Raw genomic sequence first — 17,731 nt, 5'->3', positions numbered from 1 at the left:
CGTATGACCTACCCTGCCGCGGTGCGGACGCTGTGCGACCGACTCCCCGAGGACCTCCCGTGGGCGATTACCGCCAGCGCGAACCTCGCGCTCCGCGGCCTCCCGGTCGACCCGGGCGACGTGGACGTCGTGACGGACGCCGAGGGTGTCCACCGTATCGCCGACTGCTTCTCCGACGCCGTCGTCAGACCGCTCGTGCCCCCCGAAGCGGCCGGTAGCCCGACCATCCGCTCGCACTTCGGCGCGCTGTCGCTCGACGGGTGCGAGGTGGAACTGATGGGCGACGTGGAACACCGCGTCGACGGCGAGTGGGTCCCCGCCCCCGACGTGGGGGCGGTCCGTGAGTTCGTCACGATGGGCGAGTACGCCGTACCCGTGATGCCACTCGACTTCGAGGCGTTCGGCTACCGCGCCCGGGGTGACAACGAACGGGCGGCACTCGTGGCGAAGCACGCCGAGGGTGCGGCCGCGGAGGCCCGACGATGAGCGGGAACCGCGAGGAGTACGGCCTGCTGGACTTCGAGAACACCGACGGCGTCGGCGACGAGTGGGAGGAGGTCGACGTCTCGGACACCGAGGCCGACCGCATCGCCCGCAAGCGCGACCGGAAGTTCCTGGAGTTCCGCAAACGCCTGAAGGACAACGAGCAGTTCAAAGTCGAGGAGTCGGTGTTCGACGACGCCACCTTCGCGGCCATCTACAAACTCGTTCAGGACGGCTACATCGAGGCGTTCGGCGGCCCCCTCTCGACGGGCAAGGAGGCCTCGGTGTACGAGGCGCTCGGTCCCGAGGGCACCGTCGCCGCCAAGGTGTACCGCATCTCGGCGAGCGACTTCAAGCAGATGCGCGACTACCTCGACGGCGACCCGCGCTTCGAGGGCATCGGGAGCGACAAGGCGAAGGTCGTCCTCGCGTGGGTCCGCAAGGAGTACGCCAACCTCAAGCGCGCGCAGGCGGCCGGCGTGCGGGTCCCCGACCCCATCGCCGTCGAACGAAACGTCCTCCTCATGGAGTACATCGGCGTCGAGGACCAGCGCGCCCGCCGCCTCGCGGAGGTGACCATCGAGAACCCGCAGACGGCCTTCGAGGTGGTCCGCGAGTACACCCGCCGACTGTACGACGCCGGCCTCGTCCACGGCGACCTGAGCGAGTACAACATCGTCGTCCACGACGGCGAACTCGTCGTCATCGACCTCGGGCAGGCGGTGACCGTCCACCACCCCAACGCGCGCGACTTCCTCGAACGCGACTGCCGGAACGTGGCGAAGTTCTTCGCCCGGCAGGGCGTCGAGGTGACCGGCGACGAACTCCTCGAGTACGTCACGCGGGCCGACGAGGAGGAAGGGGGAGAGTGAGATTCGGCGCCGCGCGGGACGGCTCGGTCGTCCCGCTGGACCCCCGGCGATTTCGTCGCCGGTGACGCTCGGAGGGCACGAGAATCTCCGACCCCGAGCCGAGCAGGACCCCCCGACCCGTCGACTCGCCGACCCCTTCGTTTCCACTGCACGTTCGTGACTATCACACACCCGTAGTGGCGTGAGGTCACATTCCGTCGTCGCTCTGCCCGCCAGCGGTCGGCTATCTCCTCCACACGAAATACACGAAGTTGGATTGTAGGGTTCTGTCCGGTTCGTCACGGACGAGTCGCGCGACGTGAGAGCAACGCTTTTCCGAGCCAGCCGTCTCCCCTCGGGTATGGACGCTGTCCGCTGGCGCTGGCACGCCCCCTCGCCAGCGGACAGTCCCGTCGTTGCTCCGGTCGCGGCCTAACCCGGTCGGGGGGCGACGGGCGCTCCCTCGCTGTTCTCGCCGCCCGCTCTCCGACCACCAGTACCCACGCGACCAGATGCACGACGACACCGACACGACCACGAACGAACCGACCGATTCGACCACCTCCGCCGAAACCTCCACGGACGCGCCCGACGAGTACGAACGACTCGTCCGCGAGTTCGGTGCCGACCCGCTGACCGACGACCAGCGGGGACGGTTCCCCGACGCGCCGCCACTCGTCCGGCGGGGCCTCGCCTACGCTGGGCGTGACCTCGACCGTTTCCTCGCGGCCGCAGAACGGGGCGAGCGCGTCTCCGTGGTCACGGGCGTCGGCCCCTCCGGGCCGATGCACCTCGGCCACACCGTCGCCTTCTCGCTGGCGAAGTACCTGCAGGAGGCCTTCGGCGCGTTCGTCTACGTCCCGCTCTCGGACGACGAGAAGTACTGCACCCGCGAGCAGTCGCTGGCAGAGACGCGAGCGTACACCCGCGACAACCTGCGGGACGTCCTCGCGTTCGGCTTCGACCCCGACCTGACGCGCATCGTCGTGGACACCGCCGACGCGGACGTCCTCTACCCCCTCGCGACGGCCCTCGCGAAGGACGTGACCCCCGCGACGTACGAGGCGGTGTACGGCGAGGCGCGGAACGTCGGGGAGTCGTTCTACCCGGCGATGCAGGCCGCCCACCTCCTCCTCCCCGAGTTCGTCGACGGTCCCCACCCGACGACGGTGCCCATCGCCGTCGATCAGGACCCGCACGTCCGCCTCGCCCGTGACCTCGCCGCCAAGGAGCGCTTCCCCGTCTCGAAACCGGGCGCACTGCTGGCGAAGTTCCTCCCGGCGCTCTCGGGACCGGGCAAGATGAGTTCCTCCGACGACGTCCCCCGCATCGACCTGACCGCCGACCGCGAGACGGTCCGAGACACCATCGCCCGCCACGCCTACTCCGGCGGGCGCGACAGCCTCGACGCGCACCGCGAACACGGTGGCGACCCCGAGGTGGACGTCGCCTTCCAGTACCTCCGTGCGCAGTTCGAACCCGACGACGAGGTGCTGGCACGACTCGACCGGGAGTACCGGTCGGGCGACCTGCTGACGGGCGAACTCAAGGACCACGCCGCCGACCGCATCGCCCGGTTCCTCGACGCCCACCGGTCGCGTCGTCCGACCGACGACGAACTGGACGCCGCCCTCGAACCGTACCGCCTCACCCGCGAGGAACGCGACCGGGCGCTGGCGGCGGTCGGCCTCGGCCCCGACGTGCGGGTGAACCCCACGCAGGAGCAAGGCTGAACAGCTACCCCTGCCACCCTCCGTCCGTAACCGAGGTGACCGTGCGCGAGGCGACAGTCGAGGACGTGCCCGCCGTCCGCGCGGTGGCCGACCGGGCGTGGCGGGTCGCGTACGCGTCGGTTCTCCGCGAGCGAGCCGTCGTGCGGGTCGAGACCACCGTCCTCGCGGGCAACGACGTGGGCCGGTCGTTCTACGAGTCCCGCGGGTTCGCCGTGAGCGAGGCGTACGACGACGACCTGTTCGGCGAGACGGTGCGGGCGCTGACCTACGCATGGACCGTGTGAGCGGCCCCCGGACCGTCCCCTCGTTGGCAGGGTGAACGCGTATCCGGCGCGACGGTGACGTTCCCCACATGACATCCGCCACTCCTCTGGCCGCCGACATCAGGCAGGCGTCGGCGGCGGACGTCCCCGCGATTCAGCGGGTCGCCCGCCGGTCGCTCGCGGACTCGTGTTCGTTTCTCGGCCAGTCGCTGCTCGACCGCATCGTCGAGGAGTGGTACACGGACGCAGCGGTCAACGCCGCCATCGAACGTCCCGACGTGACCTACGTCGTCGCCTGCACGCCCGAGACTCCGGACGGTGCGGACGAGGGCGGCGAACTGGTCGGCTACGCGACGGCCGTCCAGACGACCGCCACCGAGGGCGCGGTCCCGTCGCTCGCGGTCGACCCCGACCACTGGGGGGAGGGCATCGGGACCGCGCTGATAGAACGGCTCATCACGACGCTCCACCGACGGGGGGTCAGCCGGGTCGAGACGACCGTCTTCGCGGACAGCGAGGTGGGCGTCGATTTCTGTGAGTCCCGTGGGTTCGAGCGCGCGGGAGAACGGGAGGCCGACCTCCCGGAGGGGTCGCCCAGCCACCGCGAGTACGTCTACACGAGCGACCTGTCCGCCAGTGCGAAGCCTTGAAACGGCGCGGTCCGCTACGGCAGTTATATGCAGCACGTGACGATTCCGCAGGACCGCATCGGCGCCCTCATCGGCGAAGGTGGGGCGACGATGCGCGAGATCGAGTCCCGTGCCGAGGTCCGCCTCGACATCGACTCGGAGACGGGGTCGGTCGCGGTCGAGACGGTCGGTGACCCCCTCACGGGCCTGAAGGGGCCGGACATCGTCCGGGCCATCGGTCGCGGGTTCAAGCCCGAGGAGGCGCTCTCCCTTCTCGACGACGACCTCCGGATGTTCGAACTCGTGGACCTCGACGCGGCGACGCGCAACCGCAACGACCTCCGTAGACAGAAGGGTCGGCTCATCGGCGAGAACGGCCGGACCCGACAGCTGATGGAGGAACTCACCGGCGCCTCGGTGGTCATCTACGGCTCGACGCTGGGCATCATCGGCGGCCCCGAACAGGTCGAGTCCGTCCGGAGCGCCACCGAGATGATTCTCGACGGCGCGCCCCACGGCGCGGTGTACTCCTATCTCGAACGCCGCCGCTCCGAGTTGAACGAGGGCGGTCTGAACTACCACGAGTTCACGGGGTAGGCGGCGAGACGAGCGGACGGGAGACGGCGAGGCGGCGGTATCGCGGGGCCCGAAGCGTCGAGGCCCGCAGACTTTTCGCGGCGGGGCGCGAGCGACCGGCATGGTCTGGAACGACATCGAGACGACCTCCCGGGACGACCTGCGCCAGTTGCAGGACAAGCGCCTGCAGGATGTCGTCACCCGCGTCTACGAGAACGTCCCCTTCTACGCCGACCGCCTGAAGGAGGCGGGCATCACCCCCGGCGACGTGACGGGGGTTGCCGACCTCCCCGCCATCCCGACGACGACGAAGGAGGACCTCAGGGACCACTACCCGGACGGCCTGTTCGCCGTCCCGGACGAACAGCTCCGGTGTATCCACGCCTCCTCCGGGACGACGGGCAAGCCGAAGGTGGTTGGCTACACCCGGGGCGACCTCGACACCTGGCGGGAGGTGATGGCCCGGTCACTCGTCGCCGCGGGCGTCACCGAGGACCAGACGGTCCAGAACGCCTACGGCTACGGCCTGTTCACCGGCGGTCTCGGCGTCCACCACGGCTGTGACGAACTGAGGGCGACGGTCGTCCCCATCGGCGGCGGGCAGACCCACCGCCAACTGGAGTTCCTGCAGGACCTCGGCAGCGAGACGCTCACCTGCACCCCCTCCTACGCGCTCTATCTCGCGGAACGGGCCGAGGAGCGCGGCATCGACCTGAAGGACCTCCCCCTCTCTACCGTCGTCTTCGGCGCGGAACCCTGTACGGACCCCATGCGCGAGGCCATCGAGGAGCGACTGGGCGTCACCGGCGTCGACATCTACGGCCTCTCGGAGGTCATCGGGCCGGGTGTCGCCATCGAGTGCGCCGAGGCGCAGGACGGCCTCCACGTCTGGGAGGACCAGTTCTACCCGGAGATCATCGACCCGGAGACCGAGGAGGTCCTCCCCGACGGCGAGGAGGGCGAACTCGTGTTGACGACGCTCACGAAGGAGGGGATGCCCGTCCTGCGCTACCGGACGGGCGACATGACGACGCTGTACCGCGACTCCTGCGAGTGCGGGCGCACCACCGTCCGCATGGACAACGTCACCGGGCGGACCGACGACCTCCTCGTCGTTCGGGGCGTGAACCTCTACCCGAGCGAGATCGAAGCCACGATTCTCGACATCGAGGGCGTCGAACCGCAGTACCGAATCGACCTCCACCGGGCCGCCGAACTCGACGAAATCGAGATAACCGTCGAACAGGCCGCCGACTACGACGGCGACCCCGAGGATCTGCGCGACCGGGTCCGAAAGCGACTGGACTCCCGTCTCGCGTTCAGCCCCGACGACGTTCGGGTGGTCGAACCGGGCGGCATCGAACGACAGGAGACGGGGAAGGTCAAGCGCGTCTTCGACCACCGGCAGTAACCGGCGACACAGCTATCCCGACCGTTCGCCGAGGCCGGTAACGTCAGGTGAACCGATCGACCGGACTGCAGCCACCTGCGCCGTTCACGAACGCGGATGTGTGGCGGTATTGACTGCTCTCGCGGGTTGTCGCCGCCGTGCGAACTTCCACAATGTTTATTACCTGCAAAATGGAGGGGTGCTTGGAACGCGAGCTTGTACGTGCGTTCGTTTCCTCGGCCCCCGAGACGGACAATATCGGCGCGAGTCGGTATCCGCGTGAGAAACGCGGTTGCACCGTGTGACGTTCCGCGAGGCACACAATGGCCGCAGACACCTACAGTGACAACGACAGCACCGACACGAGGCGAGCGTTCCCGGACGGCCCGTGGGCCGACGCCGAGGGCTTCGACGTCGACCGGGCGTTCGAGACGCTCGCCAGTGCCCCCCGGCGGGCCGTCCTCGGTCACCTCGCCGCGGTCGAGTGGGAGGACGTCGACGCACTCGTCGACCGCGTCGCCGCCCGCCTCCCGGCCGACCGGGAGACGCTCGCCGTCGCCCTCGAACACGTCCACCTGCCCTACCTCGACGCGGTCGGCTACGTCGCGTACGACCACCCGTGGGTGGAGTACGCCGCGCCCCGCGAACTCGACGCCCTCCGCGAAGCCGTCGAGAACCGGAGCGAGGCGGGAAGCGTCTCCGAGGACGCCCTCGACGTCATCTGTGGCCTCCTCGCGGACCCGCTTCGCCGCGGGACCCTGCTCGCACTCGACCGCCACGGGACGCTCAACGTCCGCGACGTCGCGGCCCACGTCGCCGTCGACCACCCCGAGCTGACGGCCGACGACGTCGCGCTCAGACTCCACCACATCCACCTCCCACGCCTCGCGGACGCCGGCGCCATCGAGTACGACCCCGAGACGACCCTCGCCACGCCGGTCCTCCCCGAGTAGTCGGGGGTGTGGCAAATGTTGACACGATAGTTACTTGCCGTCACCTCCGGAGTGAGGACTATGCCGTACAGTTACGAACCTCACTACTTCGAGGACATGGAGGAGGGGAAGACGTTCCTCAGCGCCGGTCGCACCATCACGGAGTCGGACTTCGTCATGCACTCGATGTTCACCGGCGACTGGACGGAACTTCACACGAACACGGAGTACTCCGACGACGGCCCGTACGGCGCCCGCATCGCGCAGGGTCCGATGACGTTCATCGTCGCCACGGGTCTACTCCAGCGGACGGGCATCGTCGAACGCACCGTCTTCGCCTTCCTCGGGATGAACTACATGGACCTCAAGCAGGCCGTCTACATCGGCGACACCCTGCAGGCGGAGTACGAGTGCACCGAGAAGCGGGAACTCTCCTCGCGCGACGACGCGGGCGTCGTCGTCATCGACACGCACGTCCACAACCAGGACGACGAGGAGGTGTTCGCGGGCGACATGAAGTTCATGTGGCGGAAACGGAGCCACTACGGGGAGAGCGAGGCCGAGTGAAACGAGGCCTCGAAAATCCGAGTAGCGCGGGACTCCGTCCCGCGGACAGTCACGCGGCGAAGCCGCGCGACGACGGGGAGCAGCGCGACCCGCGAGCAGTGGGCCGGTTCGGAGGGCGCGGTAGCGAACGAGAACCACCGGAAGCGAGCGGTGAGTGAAGCGAGCGCCCCCGGGATTCCGAAGCGGCGACCGGCGGGGGCAGCCTCTCAGAGCGGCTTTCGCATGGGGACGGCGCTCGCGGGGCACAGCGCCTCGAACTCGGGGGACCCCCGGACGGTGTCGGGGACGTCGTCCCTGTCGGTCCGGACGTAACCCCGGGCGGCGAAGAACTCGGCCGCGGTGGTGGTGAGCAGGTACAGCGTCTCCACGCCCGCGTCGCGGGCCGTCGCCTCCAGCGCATCGCACAGCGCCGCCCCGACCCCACCTCCCCGCACTCGCTCCTCGACGACGACGGAGCGCAGGAGGGCGTCGGGCCCGTATCGCTCGACGCCGCCGACGCCCACCGGGTCGCCGTCGACGAGGCCGACGTAGAACTGCGCGGGTGCCGTCCGCACGTCGGCCGTCGGCAGGTCGTTTCGCTCGAGGAGGGTCTCGACGTACGCGAGGCCGTCGGCCGGCCGGAGGGTCACGGTCGGGTCACCCATGGGGAACGTGACGGCGAGGCGGACGATACGTCTTCGGTGGGTCGGGGTCGCTACGCTCCGAGGTGGTCCAGCGTCTCCTCCATCGCCGACAGCAGGTAGTGGACGTTCTTCGGCCGCGCGGAGTGGCCCATACAGCCGATGCGGAGTACCTCGCCCGAGAGGTCGCCGAGGCCGGCGGCGACTTCGAGGTCGAACTCCTCCAGCAGGTGGTCGATTATCTCCGAGTCGTCGACGCCGCCGGGGACGCGGACGGTGTTGAGACTGGGGAGCCAGTAGTCCTCGTCGGCGTAGCGTTCGAGGCCGAGGTCGGCGAGGCCGTCGACGAGGGTGCCGGCCACGTCGCGGTGGCGCGCCCAGCGCTCCTCGATGCCTTCCTCGGCGACGAGACGGAGCGACTCCCGGAGGGCGTAGACGTTCGTGATGGGCGCGGTGTGGTGGTACGAGCGGTCCTCGCCCCAGTAGCCCTCGAGCATCGAGAGGTCGAGGTACCACGAGCGCACGTCGGACTCGCGCGCGAGCACCTTCTCCATCGCCCGGTCGTTGAGCGTGAGGGGGCTCGCGCCGGGGGGACAGGAGAGGCACTTCTGGCCCGCCGAGTAGGCGGCGTCGATGCCCCACTCGTCTACCCGCAACTCCACGCCGCCGAGCGAGGTGACGGTGTCCGCGATCACGAGGGCGTCGTGCTCGTGGGCGATGCTCGTCAGTTCCGGCACGTCGGGCTGGAGCACGCCGGTCGACGTCTCGGCGTGGACGAAGCCGAACACGTCCGGCTGGTGTTCGTCGAAGGCGTCGGCCACGTCCGCCGTGTCGAGGGGTTCGCCCCACGGCGCGTCGACGCGCACGGCGTCGCCTCCCGCGCGGTCGACCATCGAGGCCATCCGGTCGCCGAAGTAGCCGTTCGCGGGGACGAGGACGGTGTCGCCGGGCTCAACGAGGTTGGCGACCGCCGCCTCCATGGCGGCCGACCCGGTCCCGCTGATGGGCAGGGTCCACTGATTGTCGGTCCGGAAGACGTACCGCAGGAGCTCCTGGACCTCGCTCATCACGTCCACGAACGACGGGTCGAGGTGGCCCACGAGGGGCGTCGCCATCGCCCGGAGGACGCGCGGATGGACCTCGCTCGGGCCGGGACCCATCAGCGTCCGGGTGGGTGGTGCCAGTTCGTCGACGTCGGGTGCCTCGGTCATTATCGACTCCTCTCGCTTGAACGCCGAAAACACACCGATGTGTCCCCGAGACAGGCTTTTGTCCACGAACGACCATCCAATACGGTGGTGACTCCAATGGCAGTCTCTACCATCGACCAGCAAAAAGCGCACGTCCGCGAGTTCAACGAAGCGGTGTTCAACGGGCGGGACTACGACGCCCTCGACGCCCTCGTGGCCGACGACGTCGTCCAGCACGGCGGGCCGGGCGGCGAGGAGGTCCGCGGCATCGGCGGGATGCGCGCGTACTTCCGGATGCTCCACACCGCGTTCCCGGACCTCGAGGCGACCATCGAGGACCAGGTGGCGGAGGGCGACCTCGTCGCCACGCGCTACACGTACCGCGGGACCCACGACGGGGCGTTCGTAGGGATCCCGGCGACCCACAAGCCCGTGACCATCACCGGCACCGTCTTCACCCGCATCGAGGACGGCAAGACGGTCGAGACGTGGGTCAACGCCGACGTGCTCGGCCTGATGCGACAGGTCGGCGTGTTCTCGCCGGATCTCCTCGGCGGGCCGTCCGCCTGAGCCACCCTCCGTCCCCGGCTGACGCCCGGTCGACGACACAGGGTCCGCCGACCGCCTTTTTGCCTCTGCGTGTGTACTGATTGACATGCTCGACGTACTCGAAGCCGAGGACGGCCCGCGGGCCATCGACACCCACGCCCACCAGCCGACGGCGGAGTTCCTGGAGGTGGCGGGCGGCGAGATGATGGCCGATGCCGCCCGCAAGTTCGGGACCGGGGTGGAGACGTGGGACTACGACGAGATGGTCGAGGAGTACCACGCCGCGGGCGTCGGCCGGGCGGTCATGCTCGGGTGGGACGCCGAGACGAACACCGGCAACCCGCCGGTGCCGAACGACTACGTCGCCGAGGTGCGCGACGACTACCCCGACTTCCTCGTCGGGTTCGGGAGCGTCGACCCCCTGAAGGACGACTGCGTGGCGGAGGCCCGACGGTGCGTCGAGGACCTCGACCTCTCGGGGTTCAAGTTCCAGCAGATCGCACAGGGCTTCGACCCGAGCGACCCCGTCCACGATGACCTGTGGACCGCCATCGAGGACCTCGGGGTGCCCGTCGTCTTCCACGGCGGGTCCTCGACGCTCGGGGCCGGCGCGCCCGGCGGCCGGGGGCTGAAACTGAAGTACGGGGACCCAATGCTCGTCGACGACGTGGCCGCGGACCACCCCGAGATGGATATCCTCCTCGCGCACCCCGCCTTCCCGTGGGAGAAGGAGCAACTCGCCATCTGCCAGCAGAAGGGCAACGTCCACATGGACCTCTCGGGGTGGCTCCCGAAGTACATCGACGACCAGGTGCTCCACTACGCGGGGACGGTTCTGCAGGACAAGGTGATGTTCGGCACGGACTACCCGATGATTCGCCCGGGACGGTGGCTGGAGCAGTTCGAGGCGTACACCGACTTCCCGGAGGACGTCCAGCGGAAGCTCCTCTGGGAGAACGCCGAGGCGTTCCTCGGACTCTGACCCGCACGCGTGGCTTGCCTGAGCAACCCACGGTAATATGTCCGTTTCGTCTGCACAGCAAAGAGCATGGACGACTCAAACGACGACAAGCGCGTGGACTCGACGGAGAATGACGCGGTCCTCCTCACCGACGGCGGAGAAGAGGAGGAGGAGGAAGAAGAGGAGGAGGAGGAAGAAGAAGAGGAAGAGGAACAGCAGGGAGGGGACGAGCAGGAAGGGGACGAGCAGGGTGACGACGAGAGCCGGCGGACCGAGGACATGTCGGCCGGGGCCATCGCGAACGAACAGGAAGGAACCGGCGTCCTCTTTCTCGACCTGCACGGGTTGGAGGTCGACCTTCTGGGCCTCGACGTCGACGTGAGCGAACTCGTTCTGGACATCGAGGCGGTCGAGGGGGACGGCAACCTCCTCGGCAACCTCCTGTCGTCGGTCGCCGGCCTGCTCGACGGCGGCCTCGGAAGCCTCCTCGACGGTCTCGGCATGGACTTCGACGTCGGCGAGAAGCTCTCTTCCGCGTTCGACAGCGCCACGAGCAGGCTCAGCGACGCGCTTGAGGACGTCCCGGTCGGCGACATCATCACGCAGGTGCTCATCGGCGTCCTCTCGCAGGCGCTCGGACTCGACAACCTGACTGACGAAGACAAGGACGGCGCGGACGAGGGTGAGAACGGGGACGAGGAGGACGAGGAGTAGGGATGGGTGACGACCAGTCGCTCGCCGACCGTATCGATTACGTCGAGTTGCTCCGGGGGGTCGACTTCGGAGATGCGTTCGAGGGAACCGCCCTCGGCGACCTCCTCGACGACGAGTCGGCGGACGGCGACGGTGTCGGCGAGACCATCGGTGCTCGCGTCGGGGAACTGTTGGGCGGACTCGTCGGGGGAGCGCTCGGCCGCACGGTCGGGACGTCGCTCCTCCATCGTCTCCTCGACGTCGGAGGTGACGATGGCGGACAGTAGCTCCCTCAGCAACGCCATCGCGGACAAGGTTCAGGAGAAGTTGACCGACGAGGAGGTCGCCGCGGAGGTCGGGCGGAGCATCGGTGCCACGGCGGGACGGACCATCGGCCGACAGGCCGGCGGTGCCGCCGAGGACGCCGTCCGGGAGGGTCTCGACGAGGGCCAATCGCTCCGCGAACTGGTCCAGTCAGCCATCGACGCCGTCGTGGAGTCCCTCCGGGGACTGCTGACCGACCGGGAGGCCCTGTCGTCACTCGTCGACGACCTGAAGGAAGTCGGCGCAGAGGAGGCGATACAGCAGGTCGTCGACGGCGGCTCGGACGACGACTCGGACTCTGCCGTCGAGGAGGCGACCAGCGGGGCGGTCGAGTCCGCAGAGGAGGCCGCCGATTCCGCTGGCGAGACTGCGGAGGAGGCTGCCGACACCGCCGGCGAATCCGCGGATGCCGCCGCAGATGCCGCCGGCGAGGCGACCGACACCGCGACCGAGGCAGTCGAGGAAGCGACCGACTCCGCCACCGACGCGGTCCCCGACGTGACCGAGGAAGGTGAGGAATCCGAGAAGGAAACGTCGGAGAGCGACGAGTCGGAAGGTGACGAGTCGGAAGGTGACGAGTCGGAAGGTGACGAGTCGGAAGGTGACGAGTCGGAAGGTGACGAGTCGGAGGACGGTGAACCCGAGGGTGACGTCGAGGAACTCGACGAGAACGAGGACCTCGAGGTTCCCCTCCCGTCGAACGCCGACGACCTCCGCGCCGAGACCTACCGGGAACTGCTCGGGGCGATGTCCTACCGCGAACTCCAGGCGGTCGCGAAGGAGGTCGGCGTGAAGGCTAACCTCTCGCGCGACGAGATGACGAACGAGATCATGGACGAGTTCGAGGAACGGACGGACGGCGAGAGCGACGACGGGGAGTGAGATGACTGATACGGACCTGCGCGACCGCATCGACGCCGTCCTCGCCGACGCGGCCGACGCCATCGAGGCGGACGACGACGAGACCCTCGACGCGGTCGCGGCGGCCGCCAGCGGTATCGTCGAGGGCCACGACTCCGCGGACCTCCTCGGCGCCGTCGGCCTCGCGGACGAGGACGACGAGGACGCGAGCATCCCCGAGGCACTCGCGGAGGGCGACTCGCGACGGGTCCTCGAACTCGAACGCCTGTTGAAGCTCTCGCGGTTCGCGGACCGCGAGGAGGACGAGGACGCCGACGGACACCGCGCGGACCTCCTCGACCTCTTCGAGGACGGCGAGAACGAAGGCGAAACGGCGGACGGCGAGGCCGACCCCGACGGAGCCGAAGAGGGGGCACCCGACGACGAGGAGTCGGTGGCGGAGTCGGTCCAGTCGGCCGCCGAGACAGTGGCGGACGCCGTCACGGACACCGACGATGACGAATCCGGGGACGACGGGGACGGCGACGAGGAGTCGGTGGCGGAATCGGTCCAGTCGGCCGTCGAGACGGCGGCGGACGCCGTTGCCGACCCCGAAGACGAGGGAGACGGTGACCCCGACGACGAGTCGGAATCGGACGGTATCGACGTGTCGGTCCCGGCCGTCGGCCCCCTCGACGACGACGAGGGCGGGTCCGACGACAGCGAGGACGACTCCGGGCTCGTCGAGTCGGAACTCCGGGAACGACTGCGCGAGGGCCTCTCGTCGTTCCGCGAGGGCATCGACCGCGCGCAGGGGGACCTGGACGCGTTCGCGTCCTCGGCGGAAGAGCGGGTCGAGGAGGCGAGCGACGACCGCCGATCGGGGTCGGGCCGCGGCCGTTCCGGGCGCCACTCGACGGTACCGGGACGCAAGCGGGCCTCGCTCCGTTACTCCACCGTCACCGGGCGCTCGCACCTCTCGACGGTGCCGGACCGCGACGACGATTAGCCGAACAACTGGGCGAACAGCGCGCGCTCCCCGCGGCGGAGTCGTTCGAGGAACGCCGACTTGCTGATGCCGAGTTCCGCCGCCACGCCCGCGGCGTCCACCTCGCGCGGGACGGCGTAGTAGCCCATCGCGAGGGCGGTGCGGATGGCCGCCTCCTGTCGCGGCGTGACGTTCCAGCGCTGGGCGACCGACCGGTCCTCGTCGGCACCGAGGGGGTGAACCCGTTCGAGGCGCACGCCCACGGTCTCGCCGGCGCGGTTCATCACGCCCTCCAGCACGTCGTATCCGACGACCGCGCCGGTAAAGCGGGCGTTCCCGTCGCGGTAGGAGAGGGACTCCGCGACGAACCCCGCGCTGACGAGTTCGTGGACGACGCAGGGGTGTTTCGACAGACAACGGAAGTTCGCGCGGCCGTCCTTGCGCGCGCGGTGGAGGTAGCGAATCCTCGGGTCGGCGTCGAGGACCTGCGCGAGTCGGTCGTCGTCGGGCGCGCCGAACTGCAGGAGGGCGTTGCCGTCGGCTCTGAGCTGTGGGGGCTGGGCGTCGACGGTCACGCCAACGGCCCGCGAGGCGTCCGCCAGCGGGCAGTCGTCGCCGGAGACGGCGAACTCCACGACGAGACACTCCGCAATCATGCACCAAGTTGGCACGAACGATATATAAAACGCGTTCATACGCGGGCTAACCTGCATGCGGGTTCGTGACAAATGGCCGCGCATGGACCTCGAGGAAGTGAAAGCGCGCGCCGGCCCGCGGGAGTTCGGGCCGACCGACGATATGCCCGAGGAGTACCGCAAGGCGGCCACGCGGATGATCCAGTTCCACGCGAACAGCGAGATCATGGGCGCGTACATCGAACGCCCGTTCATCCGGCAGGCACCCAGTCTGGACCGGAAGCTCGCCGTCTCCGCGCAGGTGCAAGACGAGATCGGCCACGGACAGTTGCTGTACCGGGCCGCCGAGAACCTCGGCATCAAGACCCGAGAGCAGATGCTTGACGAACTGGCGAACGGGCAGGGGAAGTTCCTCAACTGCTTTCACTACCCGCTCGACGACTGGTACGAACTGCCGATGATCATGTTCTTCGTCGACGGGGCGGCGATGCGCCGGCAGGCCACCCTCAAGCGCACCTCGTGGGAGCCGTACGCCCACGCCATCGACAAGATCTGCTTCGAGGAGGGCTTCCACATCAAACACGGCGAGGACATCCTGAAGGAACTCGGCACGGGCACCCGCCGCGATCAGGAGCGCCTCCAGCAGGCCTTCGAGAAGTGGTGGCCGCGCATCCTGCAGTTCTTCGGGCCGACCGACGACAAGTCGACGCACAACGACTTCTCGACGGCGGTGGGCCTGAAGACGATGAGCAACGACGCCCTCCGCACCGCGTTCCTCAACGTCTATCTCCCGAAGGCCGAGAAGTACGGCCTCGAGATTCCCGACTCGCCGCGCGTCGAGTTCAACGAGGAGACGGAGCGCTACGAGGTGGAAGAAGACGACCTGGACTGGGACGAGTTCATGCAGATCGCGAGAAACGAGTACCCGCAGGGGAAGGGTCAGATAGCCAAGCGCCACCGCACTCAGGAGGCCGTCGAGTGGGTGCGTGAGACCATCGAGAACCCCCGAACCGCCCCGTCGGCGGCCGACTGACCATGATATTCGAAGTCTTCAGACAGGAGAAGCGCAAGGACTACCACGTTCACGTGGGCAACGTCCACGCTCCCGACCGGGAGATGGCGCAACTGTTCGCGCAGGTGATGCACGCCCGCCGGAAGCCCGCCCACTCGCTGTGGGTCGTCCCGAAGGAGGAGATAACGGAGGTCGACTCCGACGACGAGGGCATCGCCATGGGCGGCCTCACCCAGAAGCAGTACCGCTGGGCGACGAACTACAACACCGACGAGACGTTCGCACAGGAGATAGAGGACTCCCAGCGCGAACAGGAGGTCGCAGAGCGTGGCCGCGAGGAAGCCGCGGAGGGCAACTGATGGCGGTGCTGGGTACCCCGGGCGAACTCTCGGAACGTGAGCGCGAGGCCGTCCAGTCGCTCCTCTTCGCCCTCGCGGACGACGAGTTCGTCCTCGCGGACCGCTACACCGAGTGGCAGTGTCAGGGGCCGACGCTGGAGGCCGACATCGCCATCGCGAACATCGCGCAGGACGAACTCGGGCACGCCCGCCTCTGGTACGACTTGCTTCAGGACTTCGGTCCCTCGGAGTCCGAACTCATCTGGGAGCGCGACCCGGAGGCGTTCCGCCACTCGACGCTCGTCGAACGCCCCTTCGCCGCAGGCGACTGGGCTGACGCCGTCGTCCGCAGTTACCTCTACGACGTGGCGGAGTTCCTCCAGTTGGAGGCGCTGACCGAGACGACGTACCCCCGCATCGCCGACCGGGTGGGGAAGGTCAGAGGCGAGGAGCACTACCACCGCGAACACGCCCAGAACTGGCTCGAACGGCTCTGCGAGGACGAGGCGGGGCGGAGACGGGTGCAGGACGCGGTGGACGAGTTGTTCCCCCACGCGCTGACGCTGTTCGTCCCCACCGAGCACGAGGCCGACATCGTGGAACTGGCGATTCGCCCGACGCCCATCGACCAGCTGCGCGACGAGTGGCTCAGCATCGTCGGGACGTTCCTCGACGGCCTCGGCGTCTCCCTCCCGATGGACCCCGACGACGACCCGGACGAGTTCCTGCCCGGCGCGCGCGGGCGCGACGGGAGCCACACCGACCCGTGGTTCCGCCAGTTCAACGAACTCACCTACACGTACCGCATGCTCGACCGCACCGAGGCGCCCCGCCTCATGCCGGACCCCGACGATGTCTGAGTACGACACCTCGGAGGCGGAGTTCGACGACCTCGACGCCACGCTCGACGGCGAGGGCCCCACCTACTGTGCGTACACCGACTACACGCCGGGGAAACCCGCCGCCGAACAGGGTATCCCCGCGACGGGTGAGGGGTCCGAAGGGCTGGAACACGCCGTTTGGGACGCCCTCTACGAGGTGGAGGACCCGGAGATGCCCGTCTCCGTCGTCGATTTGGGCCTCATCTACGGCGTCCTCGTGGAGGAAGTGGGCGAAGAGACCGTCGCGCGCGTCCGGATGACGCTCACCTACACCGGGTGTCCGGCCCGGTCGATGCTGATGGGCGACATCGAGGAGGCGGCGGCCTCGCCGGAGGGAGTTGACCGGAGCGAGGTCGAACTCGTCTGGAGTCCCGAGTGGTCCATCGAGTTCGTCACCGAGGCGGGAAGAGAGGACCTGCGGGAGTTCGGGGTGTCGATATGAGACGCCTCGACCCCTCGGTCGAGGCCGGCGGCGACAGCGAACCGGCGGCCTGTCCCTACTGCGGCGGGACGAACACCGAACGCGAACACCCGAAGGGGCCGTCGCTCTGTCGGTCCATCCACTACTGCAACGACTGCCTCGAACCGTTCGAGGCGGTGGGCTGACCCGGCGTCGGCTAGCTTTACTTTCCGTCAGGTGCTATCGTGGATCATGGACGTACGCGAAGCGACGCCGGCGGACGTGTCGGCGCTCCGGTCGGTCGCACGCCGGTCGTGGGAGCGCGACCCGGTATTGACACGGGAGACGGCCACCGAAACCGTCGACGAGTGGTACGGCGAGGAGCAACTCGCCGCGGACGTGGAAGCCAGCGACGTGCGCGTCCTCGTCGCCGTCGCGGAGGACGTGGTGGGGTTCTCCCACGGTATCGTCGACGGCGACGTGGGGACGGTGATGCGCCTCTACGTGGACCCGGACTACCGCCGGGAGGGCATCGGGTCGCACCTGCTCGAGGCGGCCTGCCGAGACATGGCGAAGCGGGGCGTCGAACGCGTACAGGCGATGACCCTCGCCGCGAACGACCCCGGCAACGAGTTCTACCGCGCCAACGGGTTCGAACGCGTCTCGACGGGCCGGACCGTCATCGGTGGGGAGTCCTACCCCGAACACGTCTACGTACGGGCCGTGGCGTGACCAGCGGACGGGTCGAACCGCACTTAAGGGCGTGTGACACGAGGCACCACGAAGCGTGACACGCCGCCGTGGGGCGGTCACCCGATCAGGTTCGTAGCTTTTATATAGAACCGCAGACAACGGTTCGACCGACTATGGCTCAAC

Annotated in this window: 24 protein-coding genes; 21 read left to right on the top strand and 3 right to left on the bottom strand. The window is 68.7% G+C overall.

Annotated features, from left to right (window positions below; all coding sequences use genetic code 11):
• Nucleotides 1-3: 3 nt before the first annotated feature.
• The 9 genes from NKG96_RS01085 to NKG96_RS01045 all read left to right on the top strand — a co-directional run bounded on the left by NKG96_RS01085 (nucleotide 4) and on the right by NKG96_RS01045 (nucleotide 7,424).
• Nucleotides 4-486 carry a nucleotidyltransferase domain-containing protein gene (locus NKG96_RS01085; protein WP_254536618.1) on the top strand — a complete coding sequence of 161 codons (483 nt, stop codon included), beginning with the start codon at nucleotides 4-6 and terminating at the stop codon, nucleotides 484-486.
• The gene (gene rio1, locus NKG96_RS01080) at nucleotides 483-1,355 is read left to right on the top strand and encodes a serine/threonine-protein kinase Rio1 (RefSeq protein WP_254536617.1); all 873 of its coding nucleotides are present in this window, start codon (nucleotides 483-485) and stop codon (nucleotides 1,353-1,355) included. Before NKG96_RS01085 ends, rio1 begins: the two co-directional genes overlap by 4 nt.
• A 491-nt stretch (nucleotides 1,356-1,846) precedes the next feature.
• Nucleotides 1,847-3,067 carry a tryptophan--tRNA ligase gene (gene trpS, locus NKG96_RS01075; RefSeq protein ID WP_254536616.1) on the top strand — a complete coding sequence of 407 codons (1,221 nt, stop codon included), beginning with the start codon at nucleotides 1,847-1,849 and terminating at the stop codon, nucleotides 3,065-3,067.
• A 35-nt stretch (nucleotides 3,068-3,102) separates the two neighbouring features.
• Entirely contained in the window at nucleotides 3,103-3,351 is a 249-nt protein-coding gene (locus NKG96_RS01070) for a GNAT family N-acetyltransferase (protein ID WP_254536615.1), read from the top strand.
• Nucleotides 3,352-3,419: 68 nt separating this feature from the next.
• A complete protein-coding gene (locus NKG96_RS01065; RefSeq protein ID WP_254536614.1) occupies nucleotides 3,420-3,980 on the top strand; it encodes a GNAT family N-acetyltransferase in 561 nt (186 codons plus the stop codon).
• Nucleotides 3,981-4,007: 27 nt separating this feature from the next.
• Entirely contained in the window at nucleotides 4,008-4,556 is a 549-nt protein-coding gene (locus tag NKG96_RS01060; protein ID WP_254536613.1) for a KH domain-containing protein, read from the top strand.
• Nucleotides 4,557-4,656: 100 nt separating this feature from the next.
• Entirely contained in the window at nucleotides 4,657-5,946 is a 1,290-nt protein-coding gene (paaK, locus tag NKG96_RS01055; protein WP_254536612.1) for a phenylacetate--CoA ligase PaaK, read from the top strand.
• A gap of 302 nt (nucleotides 5,947-6,248) precedes the next feature.
• Nucleotides 6,249-6,878 (top strand): DUF7344 domain-containing protein, encoded by a 630-nt coding sequence (locus NKG96_RS01050; protein WP_254536611.1) that lies wholly within the window; start codon nucleotides 6,249-6,251, stop codon nucleotides 6,876-6,878.
• 60 nt (nucleotides 6,879-6,938) lie between these two features.
• A complete protein-coding gene (locus NKG96_RS01045) occupies nucleotides 6,939-7,424 on the top strand; it encodes a MaoC/PaaZ C-terminal domain-containing protein (RefSeq protein WP_254536610.1) in 486 nt (161 codons plus the stop codon).
• Nucleotides 7,425-7,630: 206 nt separating this feature from the next.
• Here NKG96_RS01045 and arsN2 read toward each other — a convergent pair whose 3' ends face one another.
• Both arsN2 and NKG96_RS01035 read right to left on the bottom strand, forming a co-directional pair.
• On the bottom strand, nucleotides 7,631-8,068 hold the full coding sequence (gene arsN2, locus NKG96_RS01040) for an arsenic resistance N-acetyltransferase ArsN2 (RefSeq protein ID WP_254536609.1): 438 nt from the start codon (nucleotides 8,066-8,068) through the stop codon (nucleotides 7,631-7,633).
• A 50-nt stretch (nucleotides 8,069-8,118) separates the two neighbouring features.
• Complete coding sequence (locus NKG96_RS01035; protein WP_254536608.1) at nucleotides 8,119-9,255, bottom strand: pyridoxal-phosphate-dependent aminotransferase family protein; 1,137 nt, start codon at nucleotides 9,253-9,255, stop codon at nucleotides 8,119-8,121.
• A gap of 96 nt (nucleotides 9,256-9,351) precedes the next feature.
• On the opposite strand from NKG96_RS01035, the gene NKG96_RS01030 reads away from it, so the two are divergent.
• The 6 genes from NKG96_RS01030 (at nucleotide 9,352) to NKG96_RS01005 (ending at nucleotide 13,610) form a co-directional block, all read left to right on the top strand.
• Nucleotides 9,352-9,804, top strand: coding sequence for an ester cyclase (locus NKG96_RS01030; protein WP_254536607.1), 453 nt, complete (start codon nucleotides 9,352-9,354; stop codon nucleotides 9,802-9,804).
• Between the two features lie 85 nt (nucleotides 9,805-9,889).
• A complete protein-coding gene (locus tag NKG96_RS01025; RefSeq protein ID WP_254536606.1) occupies nucleotides 9,890-10,765 on the top strand; it encodes an amidohydrolase family protein in 876 nt (291 codons plus the stop codon).
• 66 nt (nucleotides 10,766-10,831) lie between these two features.
• Nucleotides 10,832-11,458 (top strand): hypothetical protein, encoded by a 627-nt coding sequence (locus NKG96_RS01020; protein ID WP_254536605.1) that lies wholly within the window; start codon nucleotides 10,832-10,834, stop codon nucleotides 11,456-11,458.
• Between the two features lie 2 nt (nucleotides 11,459-11,460).
• A complete protein-coding gene (locus tag NKG96_RS01015; RefSeq protein WP_254536604.1) occupies nucleotides 11,461-11,724 on the top strand; it encodes a hypothetical protein in 264 nt (87 codons plus the stop codon).
• The gene (locus NKG96_RS01010; RefSeq protein ID WP_254536603.1) at nucleotides 11,711-12,643 is read left to right on the top strand and encodes a hypothetical protein; all 933 of its coding nucleotides are present in this window, start codon (nucleotides 11,711-11,713) and stop codon (nucleotides 12,641-12,643) included. Before NKG96_RS01015 ends, NKG96_RS01010 begins: the two co-directional genes overlap by 14 nt.
• Before the next feature lies 1 nt (nucleotide 12,644).
• Nucleotides 12,645-13,610 carry a hypothetical protein gene (locus NKG96_RS01005; protein ID WP_254536602.1) on the top strand — a complete coding sequence of 322 codons (966 nt, stop codon included), beginning with the start codon at nucleotides 12,645-12,647 and terminating at the stop codon, nucleotides 13,608-13,610.
• On the opposite strand, the gene NKG96_RS01000 is transcribed toward NKG96_RS01005, so the two are convergent.
• The gene (locus NKG96_RS01000; protein ID WP_254536601.1) at nucleotides 13,607-14,245 is read right to left on the bottom strand and encodes a helix-turn-helix domain-containing protein; all 639 of its coding nucleotides are present in this window, start codon (nucleotides 14,243-14,245) and stop codon (nucleotides 13,607-13,609) included. The two genes, NKG96_RS01005 and NKG96_RS01000, sit on opposite strands and share 4 nt — an antisense overlap.
• Before the next feature lie 82 nt (nucleotides 14,246-14,327).
• Between NKG96_RS01000 and paaA the strand changes: the two genes are divergently transcribed.
• From paaA to NKG96_RS00970, 6 genes are read left to right on the top strand one after another with little or no spacing between them, the layout of a single operon-like run.
• A complete protein-coding gene (gene paaA / locus NKG96_RS00995) occupies nucleotides 14,328-15,257 on the top strand; it encodes a 1,2-phenylacetyl-CoA epoxidase subunit PaaA (RefSeq protein WP_254536600.1) in 930 nt (309 codons plus the stop codon).
• A gap of 2 nt (nucleotides 15,258-15,259) precedes the next feature.
• A complete protein-coding gene (gene paaB, locus NKG96_RS00990; protein ID WP_254536598.1) occupies nucleotides 15,260-15,595 on the top strand; it encodes a 1,2-phenylacetyl-CoA epoxidase subunit PaaB in 336 nt (111 codons plus the stop codon).
• Nucleotides 15,595-16,434 (top strand): 1,2-phenylacetyl-CoA epoxidase subunit PaaC, encoded by an 840-nt coding sequence (paaC, locus tag NKG96_RS00985; RefSeq protein WP_254536597.1) that lies wholly within the window; start codon nucleotides 15,595-15,597, stop codon nucleotides 16,432-16,434. Before paaB ends, paaC begins: the two co-directional genes overlap by 1 nt.
• Nucleotides 16,427-16,897 (top strand): 1,2-phenylacetyl-CoA epoxidase subunit PaaD, encoded by a 471-nt coding sequence (paaD, locus tag NKG96_RS00980; protein ID WP_254536595.1) that lies wholly within the window; start codon nucleotides 16,427-16,429, stop codon nucleotides 16,895-16,897. Before paaC ends, paaD begins: the two co-directional genes overlap by 8 nt.
• Nucleotides 16,894-17,061: a 1,2-phenylacetyl-CoA epoxidase subunit PaaE gene (paaE, locus tag NKG96_RS00975; RefSeq protein ID WP_254536594.1), complete on the top strand. Its 168-nt coding sequence runs from the start codon at nucleotides 16,894-16,896 to the stop codon at nucleotides 17,059-17,061. Before paaD ends, paaE begins: the two co-directional genes overlap by 4 nt.
• 46 nt (nucleotides 17,062-17,107) lie before the next feature.
• Nucleotides 17,108-17,587, top strand: coding sequence for a GNAT family N-acetyltransferase (locus tag NKG96_RS00970; protein ID WP_254536593.1), 480 nt, complete (start codon nucleotides 17,108-17,110; stop codon nucleotides 17,585-17,587).
• Nucleotides 17,588-17,731 lie beyond the last annotated feature (144 nt).

This window comes from Halomarina litorea, from assembly GCF_024227715.1.
Taxonomy (GTDB): domain Archaea; phylum Halobacteriota; class Halobacteria; order Halobacteriales; family Haloarculaceae; genus Halomarina; species Halomarina litorea.
The sequence above is the reverse complement of the archived record's forward strand: the minus strand, read 5'-3'. Positions and strand labels throughout refer to the sequence as shown.

Bases quoted from the DNA above. Each gene is read 5' to 3' on its own strand.
- NKG96_RS01085 (WP_254536618.1), top strand. From the start codon at position 4: ATGACCTACCCTGCCGCGGTGCGGACGCTGTGCGACCGACTCCCCGAG.
- rio1 (WP_254536617.1), top strand. From the start codon at position 483: ATGAGCGGGAACCGCGAGGAGTACGGCCTGCTGGACTTCGAGAACACC.
- trpS (WP_254536616.1), top strand. From the start codon at position 1,847: ATGCACGACGACACCGACACGACCACGAACGAACCGACCGATTCGACC.
- NKG96_RS01065 (WP_254536614.1), top strand. From the start codon at position 3,420: ATGACATCCGCCACTCCTCTGGCCGCCGACATCAGGCAGGCGTCGGCG.
- NKG96_RS01060 (WP_254536613.1), top strand. From the start codon at position 4,008: ATGCAGCACGTGACGATTCCGCAGGACCGCATCGGCGCCCTCATCGGC.
- paaK (WP_254536612.1), top strand. From the start codon at position 4,657: ATGGTCTGGAACGACATCGAGACGACCTCCCGGGACGACCTGCGCCAG.
- NKG96_RS01050 (WP_254536611.1), top strand. From the start codon at position 6,249: ATGGCCGCAGACACCTACAGTGACAACGACAGCACCGACACGAGGCGA.
- NKG96_RS01045 (WP_254536610.1), top strand. From the start codon at position 6,939: ATGCCGTACAGTTACGAACCTCACTACTTCGAGGACATGGAGGAGGGG.
- arsN2 (WP_254536609.1), bottom strand. From the start codon at position 8,068: ATGGGTGACCCGACCGTGACCCTCCGGCCGGCCGACGGCCTCGCGTAC.
- NKG96_RS01035 (WP_254536608.1), bottom strand. From the start codon at position 9,255: ATGACCGAGGCACCCGACGTCGACGAACTGGCACCACCCACCCGGACG.
- NKG96_RS01030 (WP_254536607.1), top strand. From the start codon at position 9,352: ATGGCAGTCTCTACCATCGACCAGCAAAAAGCGCACGTCCGCGAGTTC.
- NKG96_RS01025 (WP_254536606.1), top strand. From the start codon at position 9,890: ATGCTCGACGTACTCGAAGCCGAGGACGGCCCGCGGGCCATCGACACC.
- NKG96_RS01020 (WP_254536605.1), top strand. From the start codon at position 10,832: ATGGACGACTCAAACGACGACAAGCGCGTGGACTCGACGGAGAATGAC.
- NKG96_RS01015 (WP_254536604.1), top strand. From the start codon at position 11,461: ATGGGTGACGACCAGTCGCTCGCCGACCGTATCGATTACGTCGAGTTG.
- NKG96_RS01010 (WP_254536603.1), top strand. From the start codon at position 11,711: ATGGCGGACAGTAGCTCCCTCAGCAACGCCATCGCGGACAAGGTTCAG.
- NKG96_RS01005 (WP_254536602.1), top strand. From the start codon at position 12,645: ATGACTGATACGGACCTGCGCGACCGCATCGACGCCGTCCTCGCCGAC.
- NKG96_RS01000 (WP_254536601.1), bottom strand. From the start codon at position 14,245: ATGATTGCGGAGTGTCTCGTCGTGGAGTTCGCCGTCTCCGGCGACGAC.
- paaA (WP_254536600.1), top strand. From the start codon at position 14,328: ATGGACCTCGAGGAAGTGAAAGCGCGCGCCGGCCCGCGGGAGTTCGGG.
- paaB (WP_254536598.1), top strand. From the start codon at position 15,260: ATGATATTCGAAGTCTTCAGACAGGAGAAGCGCAAGGACTACCACGTT.
- paaC (WP_254536597.1), top strand. From the start codon at position 15,595: ATGGCGGTGCTGGGTACCCCGGGCGAACTCTCGGAACGTGAGCGCGAG.
- paaD (WP_254536595.1), top strand. From the start codon at position 16,427: ATGTCTGAGTACGACACCTCGGAGGCGGAGTTCGACGACCTCGACGCC.
- paaE (WP_254536594.1), top strand. From the start codon at position 16,894: ATGAGACGCCTCGACCCCTCGGTCGAGGCCGGCGGCGACAGCGAACCG.
- NKG96_RS00970 (WP_254536593.1), top strand. From the start codon at position 17,108: ATGGACGTACGCGAAGCGACGCCGGCGGACGTGTCGGCGCTCCGGTCG.